The organism is Longimicrobiaceae bacterium, assembly GCA_035696245.1.
GTDB lineage: Bacteria > Gemmatimonadota > Gemmatimonadetes > Longimicrobiales > Longimicrobiaceae > DASRQW01.
Window position 1 is genome coordinate 1 of sequence record DASRQW010000185.1, and the last position, 9,063, is coordinate 9,063.

Annotated in this window: 10 protein-coding genes; 5 read left to right on the forward strand and 5 right to left on the reverse strand. The window is 71.3% G+C overall.

From position 1 onward, the window contains the following. The first annotated feature begins 213 nt into the window (after positions 1-213). Positions 214-1,866: an N-acetylmuramoyl-L-alanine amidase gene (locus VFE05_08810; GenBank protein ID HET6230157.1), complete on the forward strand. Its 1,653-nt coding sequence runs from the start codon at positions 214-216 to the stop codon at positions 1,864-1,866. Positions 1,867-2,049: 183 nt separating this feature from the next. Beyond that, complete coding sequence (locus VFE05_08815) at positions 2,050-3,030, forward strand: NAD(P)H-quinone oxidoreductase (protein HET6230158.1); 981 nt, start codon at positions 2,050-2,052, stop codon at positions 3,028-3,030. Between the two features lie 31 nt (positions 3,031-3,061). Here VFE05_08815 and VFE05_08820 read toward each other — a convergent pair whose 3' ends face one another. Continuing rightward, positions 3,062-3,373, reverse strand: coding sequence for a hypothetical protein (locus tag VFE05_08820; GenBank protein HET6230159.1), 312 nt, complete (start codon positions 3,371-3,373; stop codon positions 3,062-3,064). Between the two features lie 68 nt (positions 3,374-3,441). Continuing rightward, positions 3,442-3,927 (reverse strand): hypothetical protein, encoded by a 486-nt coding sequence (locus tag VFE05_08825; GenBank protein ID HET6230160.1) that lies wholly within the window; start codon positions 3,925-3,927, stop codon positions 3,442-3,444. 243 nt (positions 3,928-4,170) lie between these two features. Here VFE05_08825 and VFE05_08830 point away from each other — a divergent pair, with 243 nt between their 5' ends. The 3 genes from VFE05_08830 (at position 4,171) to rsgA (ending at position 7,109) form a co-directional block, all read left to right on the forward strand. After that, positions 4,171-4,692, forward strand: coding sequence for an acyl-CoA thioesterase (locus VFE05_08830; GenBank protein ID HET6230161.1), 522 nt, complete (start codon positions 4,171-4,173; stop codon positions 4,690-4,692). 511 nt (positions 4,693-5,203) lie between these two features. Further along, the gene (locus VFE05_08835) at positions 5,204-6,115 is read left to right on the forward strand and encodes an RNA polymerase sigma factor RpoD/SigA (GenBank protein HET6230162.1); all 912 of its coding nucleotides are present in this window, start codon (positions 5,204-5,206) and stop codon (positions 6,113-6,115) included. Between the two features lie 46 nt (positions 6,116-6,161). After that, positions 6,162-7,109, forward strand: a complete 948-nt coding sequence (rsgA, locus tag VFE05_08840; GenBank protein HET6230163.1) for a ribosome small subunit-dependent GTPase A — start codon at positions 6,162-6,164, stop codon at positions 7,107-7,109. Between the two features lie 380 nt (positions 7,110-7,489). Here rsgA and VFE05_08845 read toward each other — a convergent pair whose 3' ends face one another. The 3 genes from VFE05_08845 to VFE05_08855 form a co-directional block, all read right to left on the reverse strand. Beyond that, the gene (locus tag VFE05_08845) at positions 7,490-7,918 is read right to left on the reverse strand and encodes a hypothetical protein (protein ID HET6230164.1); all 429 of its coding nucleotides are present in this window, start codon (positions 7,916-7,918) and stop codon (positions 7,490-7,492) included. A 127-nt stretch (positions 7,919-8,045) separates the two neighbouring features. Continuing rightward, on the reverse strand, positions 8,046-8,462 hold the full coding sequence (locus VFE05_08850) for a hypothetical protein (GenBank protein HET6230165.1): 417 nt from the start codon (positions 8,460-8,462) through the stop codon (positions 8,046-8,048). 50 nt (positions 8,463-8,512) lie between these two features. After that, positions 8,513-8,881 carry a hypothetical protein gene (locus tag VFE05_08855; GenBank protein ID HET6230166.1) on the reverse strand — a complete coding sequence of 123 codons (369 nt, stop codon included), beginning with the start codon at positions 8,879-8,881 and terminating at the stop codon, positions 8,513-8,515. Between the last annotated feature and the right edge of the window lie 182 nt (positions 8,882-9,063).

The window sequence follows — 9,063 nt, forward strand, 5'->3', positions numbered from 1 at the left end:
GAAGTGCAGGGCCGCTCCCCGGCTGAGAGCGGCCCTGAATCGTCTCGAAACACTCGTCCGGTTGCCGCGGCGCGGCAGCCGGGTCCGCACGTCGCGGCACGTGGGGAACGTGGTGCGCGGGCGGGGCGCGCACCTTGCAAATGCGGCGGCGCTCGCCGCGCGCTGGCGACGCGGCTGGAACCGGGAGATGGAAGACCACGAGGAGAGGTCGACGTGAATCCTGATCGTCTGCTGCGCGCGGCTGCCGCGCTCGCCGTGCTGGGCATGGCCGCCTGCAACCCGCGGCCCGCCACCGCGCCGGAGCCCGCTCGCGGGCTGGGCGTCCCGCCCGTGCCGCGCGTGGAGGGCCCGCTCGCCATCCGCGTGGTGCACCCCACCGCGGCCGACCCGCTTCCGCGCGTGGACAGCACCTTCGTGTTCGGCAGCGTGGGCAGCGGCGGCGCCACGCTCACCATCAACGGTACGCCGGTGCAGGTGGCGCCCAACGGCGCGTTCCTGGCCTTCGTGGCCGTGCCGCCCAACGGCGCGTTCGACCTCGTGGCCCAGCGCGGCAGCGAGACCGCGCGGGTGATGGCGTCGTTCAAGCCCGCGCCGCCCGCACCGTCGGCGCCCGCCGTTCCCGCCCCGGCTGACACCGGCGCGGCAGAGCCCTCGCAGCCCGCCGCCGCCGTGACGCCGAGGCCCGCGGTACCCCCCCGGCCCATGTTCCCCCAGCCGCTGGCTGCCACCATCTCGGGGCGCTTCGTCTCCGACACGCTGGCGACGGGGTCCGACGTGGCGCCCGCGTTCCCTGCCGCGACCACCGACCTGGACCGCAAGTGGCTGCTGCCGCGCGGGACTCGCGCCGTGGCCGTGAGCCGGCTGGGCCACATGGTGGAGCTGCGGCTGGACGCCGCGACGTCCGCCTGGGTGTCCGACACGCTGGTCACTCTAGGCGACCCCGCGCCCGCGCAGCCGATGACGGCCGGCGCCGTTTCCATCCGCCCGTCCAGCCGGTGGGTGGACGTGCGGGTGCCGGTGAGTGGCGCCCCGTTCCTCGTCTCCACCGACGGTGCGACGGCGTCGGTCACGCTGTACGGCGTGGCGGGCGGTGGCACGCCGAACGTCTCGGGAGATGCGATGCTGCGGGGCGCGTCGTGGGGCACGGACGCGCAGGGAGATACGCGGCTGGACGTGCAGCTCGCCCAGCCGGTGTGGGGCTACAAGGTGTTTTACGAGGCAGATGGGACGCTGGTGCTGCGCCTGCGCCGCCCGCCGCGTATCGACGCGAACCAGCCGCTGCGCGGGATCCGGCTGGTGCTGGACCCCGGTCACCCGCCGGGCGGCGCCATCGGCCCCACGGCGCTGACGGAGGCCGAAGCGAACCTCGCCCTGGCCCTGCGGCTCGCGGACAAGCTGCGCGCCCGCGGCGCCGAGGTGATCATGACGCGCACCACCGGCCAGACGCTCGTGAGCAGCACCAACAGCACGGCCGAGCTGGGCGCCCGCGTCACGCTGGCGGTCCGGAACGACGCGGACATCCTGCTCTCCGTCCACAACAACGCGTTCGCCGAGGGCACGAACCCGTTCACCAACCACGGCACGAGCACGCTGTACTTCCACCCGCAGTCGCTGGACCTGGCGCGCGCGCTGGACCGCGAGATCGTGGGCGTGACGCGCATCCCCGACCTGGGCGCCAAGTTCCAGAACATCGCCCTGGGCCGCCCCACGTGGATGCCTGCGGTGCTCACCGAGTCGCTGTTCATGATGTTCCCGGACCAGGAGAATGCCCTGCGCGACCCGGAGTTCCTGGACCGCCTGGCCGACGCCCACGTCCGCGGCCTGGAATCGTTCCTCCGCGACCGCGCCACAAGCACGCAGCAGTGACGCACAGCTTGGATAGATGGGAGCACGATATCCATCTTCCGACGCGCTCGACATGAACACATCGAACTGGGCCGACGTCCCACCCGCCGACGAACCGCCCCCTCTCCCAGGCAGTTTTGGGAGAGGGGGCAGCGAGGAACGAGCGGGGGAGAGGGCCCGCTGAGCCTCCCGACCATACAGGCCATGAAAGCCATCGTCATCACCCGCCCCGGCGGGCCCGAGGTGCTTGCCGAGCAGGACCGCCCCACGCCCGAGCCGCGCCCGGGCGAGATCCTGGTGCGCGTGCACGCCTCCGCGCTCAACCGCGCGGACCTGCTCCAGCGCCGCGGCTCGTATCCCGCGCCGCCGGGGGCGCCCGCGGATGTGCCGGGGATGGAGTTCGCCGGCGAGGTGGCCGCGGTGGGCGAGGGCGCCGGGCTGTGGGCCGTGGGCAACCGGGTGATGGGCATCGTGGGCGGCGGCGGCCACGCGGAGTACGTCACGCTGCACGAGCGCGAGGGCATCCGCATCCCCCAGAACCTCTCGTACGAGCAGGCCGCGGCGATCCCCGAGGCGTTCCTCACCGCGTACGACGCGCTGTTCAGCCAGCTCGACGTGAAGATGGGCGAGCGCGTGCTGATCCACGCAGCCGGCAGCGGCGTGGGCACGGCGGCGGTGCAGCTCGCGCGCGCCGCCGGAGCGATGGTGCTGGGCACCTCGCGCACGCCGGAGAAGCTGGCCCGCGCCGAGGAGCTGGGGCTGGAGGTGGGCATCGACAGCAGCCGCGAGGACGTGGCCGAGGCGGTGAACCAGGCCACCTACGGCAGCGGCGTGCACGCGGTGGTCGACCTGGTGGGCGGCAAGCTGCTGGAGACCAGCCTGCGCGTGCTGGCGCTGCGGGGACGCATCATCGTGGTGGGCACCACCGGCGGATCGACGGCGCAGATCGACCTGGGACTGCTGCTCCGGCGTCGCATCCACATGTACGGCACCGTGCTGCGCTCACGCCCGCTGGAGGAGAAGATCGCCCTGGCGCGCGAGTTCTCGAAGAGCGTCATCCCGCTCCTCTCGTCCGAGCGCATCCGCCCGGTGGTGGACTCCGTGTTCCCCTTCGCGAAGATCGCGGACGCGCACCGCCGCCTCGAAACGAACGAGACGTTCGGCAAGGTCGTTTTGACGTGGTGAGGTAGGGCGGCGGGCCGTGCTGCGCGGCGCCCTACTGGCTTATCTCCAGAATCTTGGTCGATCCGTCACGGCGTACGAGGATGCTCATCCCGCCGCCGACCGTGTTGGGGTCAGCGCGGCCCACGGCGACTACGAATGCGCTGTCCGGTGCGTGCACCCAAGTAGCGCGCAGTGGTTCACGGAGGGCGGACGGGTCCTCCTTCCGATACGCTTTCATCGCCACCGCGACCGCGGACATGAAGTCGCGCACCTCTGCCGGCTTCCCCGCGGCGCGCGCGGGCCGGTCGTGTCCCGAGCACGCAGCCGTAGCGAGCGTGGCCGCCAGCAGGCACCCGGTAAGCACGGCGCATCTACCTACTACGAGCAAGGGTCCGTGCGTTCCGTTCCTCCGCGGCGTGCGCATTCGCGTTCTCACGAAATCCGGTCGAGCTGGCAGGCCACTGGGCCCTTGCCGGCGTCGGGGATGGTGCAGGAGTAGCCCTTCGCGCTCCGGCCGCCACGGTACCAGGCGACATCGGCCGTCCAACCGTCGTGCGCAAGCGCCAGCGGAGCTACGTAGATGAGCAGGGCGGGACGATGGGTGGCGACCACGTACGCCCCCGACAGGTCCGGCTTGCACTGCGAGCGTGGAAGGATGGTGAGGCCCGGCGCCGCAAGCTCCGCGAGGAGCCGCGCATCGGCATCGTGCGGGTGGAAGAATGGGCCCACACCGACGCAGAGTGCGTAGAGCGTTCGCCACTGCTCCAGGTCGGAGTCGGTGTCGAGCAGATGGCGGATGACGGCAACCTGCGCTGCGACCGGATCTCGGCTCGGGGCGGGCGGAGCCGGCGCCGCACCGCCGAGGAGGAGCGAGGCCGCGGCGAAGAGGCGGGTGAGGACCATCGAGAAACCCTGCACCTGGGTACTCCGCGTGGCGAGTGGCCGGCGTTTCAGCCCGGACATGAGCGACGTGGAGGCTACTCCGAAGATGGGGGCAGGGCAAGCGGGCGGCCGGTTCCGGGGAGACGCGACGGCGGCCGCGCATCTCCCGTACGCCTTCGTGACCCGCGCTCCCTGGCACCCGCGGGGCCGATGCGCCATCTTCCCCGCCCGTTGCGGGGAGGGCCCGCGGCGCACACGAGAAGATGAAGAGACGAGACGATGATCCGACCCGTGGAGATATATCTGAAGAACCCGCCGCCGGACCCCAAGGTGCCGCGGCCGGTGAGGGTGTCGCAGGTGACGTTCGCGGACCTGGCGGAGCCGCAGAGCCAGAACGTGGCGGGCACGCTGTTCGGCGGCGTGCTGCTGGGCTTCATAGACCGCGCGGCGGCGTTCTGCGCCATGAAGCACGCGGGGCGGCCGGTGGTGACCAAGAGCATGGACGAGGTGGAGTTCAACGAGCCCATCTACATCGGCGAGCTGGTGATCGCGCATGCGTCCGTGAACTTCACGGGCACCACCAGCATGGAGATCGGGGTGAAGGTGTTCGCCCAGAACCCGATCACCGGCCAGGAACGCCACACCAACACCTGCTACGCCACCTTCGTGGCGCTGGACGAGAACGGCCGCCCCGCGCCTGTGCCCCCCATCGACCCGCAGACGCCGGACGAGCGCCGGCGGTACGAGAAGGGCCGCGCCCGCCGCGAGGTTCGCCTCGCCCGCCGCCGCCCGCGGAGCTGAAAACGGGGCGCGGAATCCGCCTCGCGCGGCGCCTCCGTGCATCTTCGGAATGGGGTGGAACCTTGCCCGGCAGGGGTGGTACTCCCATGTGCGGGCGCGCCCGGGGAGATGGACGGACGGCGCACCGCACGGCCCCGCACGGGCCGCTCGCGAAGCTTGACGCCGGGGGGTGCACGGGCTAATATGTGCGCCCTTCACGATCCCGCCTCCGGGACCGGCACCGCAAACCTTTCACCCGGCCTGGAATGTCTTTCGCTCTGCACGGCGCGGCGTATCCCATGCACGGCCCCATGCGGGCACGGCTGGGCTCGGCGTCGGCACGGGCGGCCCAGGCTTGGACGAGGCGGGAATAGCGGCGCGCACGCACGCGCTTGCTGTCCCGCCCGGCCGCTTCACCGCGCCGGGCGGTTCGTTTTCCAGGCAGAGCTTTTGCAGGATGCACGAGATTCGCCCCGCGGCGCCATGGGGTGCCACGCGGGGTTCCGTTTCCACGGAAGTGACGAATACCACTATGGCTACGACAGCACGCAAGACCGGGAAGCGGCGGAAGCGGGGGGCCGGGGGCCTCGACGCGGGCTTCGGCGTCGCGTCCGAGGACCAGTCGAGCCTTGACCAATACCTGAAGGAAGTCAGCACGCACGCGCTGCTCAACGGCAACCAGGAGTTCGAGCTGGGCCGGCTGGCGCGCGCGGGCGACGAGACGGCCGTGCAGGAGCTGGTGCGCGCCAACCTGCGCTTCGTGATCAGCGTCGCCAAGAAGTACCAGAACCGCGGCGTCTCCCTCTCGGACCTGATCCAGGAGGGCAACGTGGGCCTGGTCACGGCCGCGCGGAAGTTCGACCCGGACCAGGGCGTGAAGTTCATCTCGTACGCGGTGTGGTGGATCCGCCAGGCGATCCTGTCGGCGCTGGCGAATCAGGGCCGCTCGGTGCGCGTGCCGCTGAACCGCGCCAGCGACCTCGCCAAGATCTTCCGCGAGCGCGAGCGCCTGAAGCAGGAGCTCCGCCGCGACCCCAGCCCGCAGGAGCTGTCCGAGGCCACGGGCCTGTCGCCCGAGATCGTGGAGAGCCTGCAGACGCTGAACGCGGCCGAGATCCGGCTGGACGCCCCCATCGGCGACAGCGACGACTCGCAGCTGATGGACCGGTTCATCGCCGACGAGGCGATCATGACCGAGGACGAGGTGGAGGAGCGCCTGCTGAGCGAGCGGATCGACCGCGCGCTCGACACGCTCCAGCCGCGTGACGCCAAGGTCCTCAAGCTGTACTTCGGCCTGGAGGGCGGCCGCGAGCACACGCTGGAGGAGATCGGCGACATCCTGGGCGTCACGCGCGAGCGCATCCGCCAGCTGCGCGACCGCGCGCTCAAGCGCCTGCGCGAGGGCGAGATGGGCGACGCGCTGGCGTCGTTCGCCGCCGCGTGATGGCTTTCCGCCAGATGGGCACGGAGGCACCCTTCCCACCGGAGGGGTGCCTTTCGCTTTTCCGTTCCCGGGGGCGCCCGTGCTGAGCGGCACCGTGCTGCGCGCGCTGGGCGGCGTGTACGAGGTGGAGACGGAAGAGGGCGTGATGGAGGCGTCGCTGCGCGGCCGGCTGAAGCGCGAGTCGCGCCTGGGCGACAAGGTGGTGGTGGGGGACCGCGTGGAGGTAGCGCGCGACGACGCCGGGCCGGAGACGGCGTGGACCATCGAGTCCGTGGCGGAGCGGCGGACGGTGCTGGCCCGCAAGGCGCCGGGCAAGGCGCCGCGAGCCAAGGTGATCGTGGCGAACGTGGACCAGGTGCTCATCGTCTTCTCGGCCGCCAAGCCCGCGCCGCACCTGCGCATGCTGGACCGCTTCCTGGTGATCTGCGAGGCGAGCGACCTGGAGGCCGTGATCGTGGTCAACAAGCTCGACGTCTCCGGCGAGGCCGAGGCGCGTGCGCTCTTCCGGCCCTACGAGGTGGCGGGTTACCCGGTGCTGTACACGGCGGCCAAGCAGGGGCTGGGGGTCGATTCGGTGCGTGACGCCATCTGCGGGCGGCTGTCGGCGCTGGCGGGGCCGTCTGGCGTGGGCAAGTCCAGCCTGCTCAACGCGGTGCAGCCGGGGCTGGGGCTGCGCGTCGCCGCGGTGAGCGAGGCGGTGAACAAGGGCCGGCACACCACGGTCACCGCGCAGCTGATCCCGCTGGAGTGCGGCGGATATGTGGCCGACACGCCGGGGCTGCGCGAGGTCGGGCTGTGGGACGTGGACCTGGACGACCTGGACTTCCGCTTCCCGGAGTTCGCGGCGCTGATGGGCACCTGCCGCTACACGACGAGCTGCACGCACATCCACGAGCCCGGCTGCGCGATCCGCCAGGCGGTGGACGCCGGCACCATCGACGCCGGGCGCTACGAATCCTACCGCCGCATGATGCTCGGCGAGGACGACGAGTAGGGCGAATCCGCCGGAACAGACCTCGTTAAGGTAGATGAACGGCGGAAGACCAAAAAACGGCGGGGAGCACGGATTGGCGTGTTTCCCCGCCGGTCTCGTTCGATAAACGAATCCGGGTAGATCGGCGTGCGGTCGCGGAGTCTCACCGAAGCGGCTCGGACCATCGGTAGCAGCCCACGGCGGTGGGCTTCGTGCCGTCGTAGCCCGCGGCTTTAGCCGCCAGGGCGATGCTGGCCGCACCGTATGATGGCGCTCCGGAGATGGTGGTCGTTACGCCGATTCGCGAGTGTCTCCCTGCCCGGAGAGGGCGGATGCGATGAATCGCACCCCTACCTCCAGAGGCGTCGGCGTGTTGCCGACCATCGGTCAGGAGTGGAAGGCTACGGGAGGTTGTCGAGGTCGGTGAGGCGGCCGTTCAGTTCAAGGTCGGCGATGAGGACGCCGGGGTCGCGGCGGCGGACCTCCTCGAAGCGTCCGGCCGTCTCCTCGTCTGCGGGAACGACGAGGGTACGGACCTCTTCGATGAAACCGCGGGCGCTCTCATCCGTCAGCGGCGCGTCGCGCGAGGCGAGCGCTTCGTCGATGCGCACGATCAGGCCGGAGAACGGCTGTAGCCACTCGAAGTACGGGTCGCCCAGCAGCGCCTGGAGGAACTGGCCGCTGGACCTGGCGCCGTGCTGCGCCTCGTAGGCCGCGCGCTCGGAGTCGATGAGCGCCTTGTGGAGGCGGAACAGCCCGCGGCGCACGTGCACCAGACGGTCGCGCGTGGGATCGGGCGGAAGCTCGGGCCGGCGTCTCGGCAGTGCCATCGGCGGGATCCTCGTACGTGGGGTCGGGAACATCCACCTCCCGGCGGGACGAAAGAAGCGCGCCAGCCGGACGGCGGCGGGCGCGCAACGTGGTTCGGGAGATGGGCTTCCGCGCATCTCCCGAGCCTCATTCGTGTGCTGGACCGTCGTCTTCCAGCGGCGGCTTCCGTACGTCGGACGTGCGGGTGAGGCGGTGGTGGGCGATGGTGCCGCGGACGCCCGCGGCGAAGAGGGCCCCGAAGACCAGCATCCATAACCAGCCCACGGGCTTTGCGGCGTCGAGCATGGTGGCGAGGCGTGAGGCGAGGAAGTACGCGAGCATGAGGATGGCTGCGGCGCGGCTGCGGCGGTGGACACCGTAGCTGAGCGGCAGCAGGACGGCCGCCTCGGCCAGGCTCAGGCGGTCCACGGAGCCGAGGCTGGCGTACGCCCACGCGGCGAGCACCAGCGACGTGAGGCCGAGCACCAGCCCTGCGGCGGCGCCCAGGCGGACGCCGCGGTCTGCCCGCTCGCGCTCCATCCACTGCGCAAGCCGGAACGCCATCTACCGTGCACCGCAGCGCGACATGTTCAGGCGCCGTGCATCGCGCCGCCTCACATGATCCCATCGGACTGGAAGCGCTCGAAGCCGCGGCGGGTGAGGTCCGCGAGCTGGTCGCGCAGGCCACCGAGCGGCGCCTTGAAGTTGAAGCACGCCTTGCCCTGCATGCGCGCCCGCAGCTCCGGCGAGACGGCCGCAAGCAGGGCTGGGCACGCGTAGACGGGGAAGAGGTGGAAGCTGACGTAGCTCCGGTTGATCACGGCGGAGCCGAAGAGCAGCGGCTTCCTGAACTTCGGGGAATGCGCCACGTTTAGCGAGTACGCATCCGGCCCGTCGCGCGTGACCGTGAACCGGTCCGCGTACGGCGCGAGGATCGCGCGCAGCTCCTGGAAGACGGCGGGGAATGCGTCGGGTGCGGGCAAGGTTCGGCTGCGCGGAAGGCGGGGACTGCGGCAGATACGCGCCCCGTCCGGCGCCGCGGGAGGCGCCGGACGGGGAGGCATGGCTACATCTGCTCGTCGGCGGTGGGGCCGTACATGGGCGGCACCGGCACGTTCAGCAGGCGGAAGTAGACCGCCAGCTGCGCGCGGTGGTGGACCATGTG

What these genes read in the sequence shown, in the direction of transcription:
- VFE05_08815 (HET6230158.1), top strand. Translation starts at nt 2,050, where the DNA reads ATGAAAGCCATCGTCATCACCCGCCCCGGCGGGCCCGAGGTGCTTGCC.
- VFE05_08830 (HET6230161.1), top strand. Translation starts at nt 4,171, where the DNA reads ATGATCCGACCCGTGGAGATATATCTGAAGAACCCGCCGCCGGACCCC.
- VFE05_08835 (HET6230162.1), top strand. Translation starts at nt 5,204, where the DNA reads ATGGCTACGACAGCACGCAAGACCGGGAAGCGGCGGAAGCGGGGGGCC.
- VFE05_08845 (HET6230164.1), bottom strand. Translation starts at nt 7,918, where the DNA reads ATGGCACTGCCGAGACGCCGGCCCGAGCTTCCGCCCGATCCCACGCGC.
- VFE05_08850 (HET6230165.1), bottom strand. Translation starts at nt 8,462, where the DNA reads ATGGCGTTCCGGCTTGCGCAGTGGATGGAGCGCGAGCGGGCAGACCGC.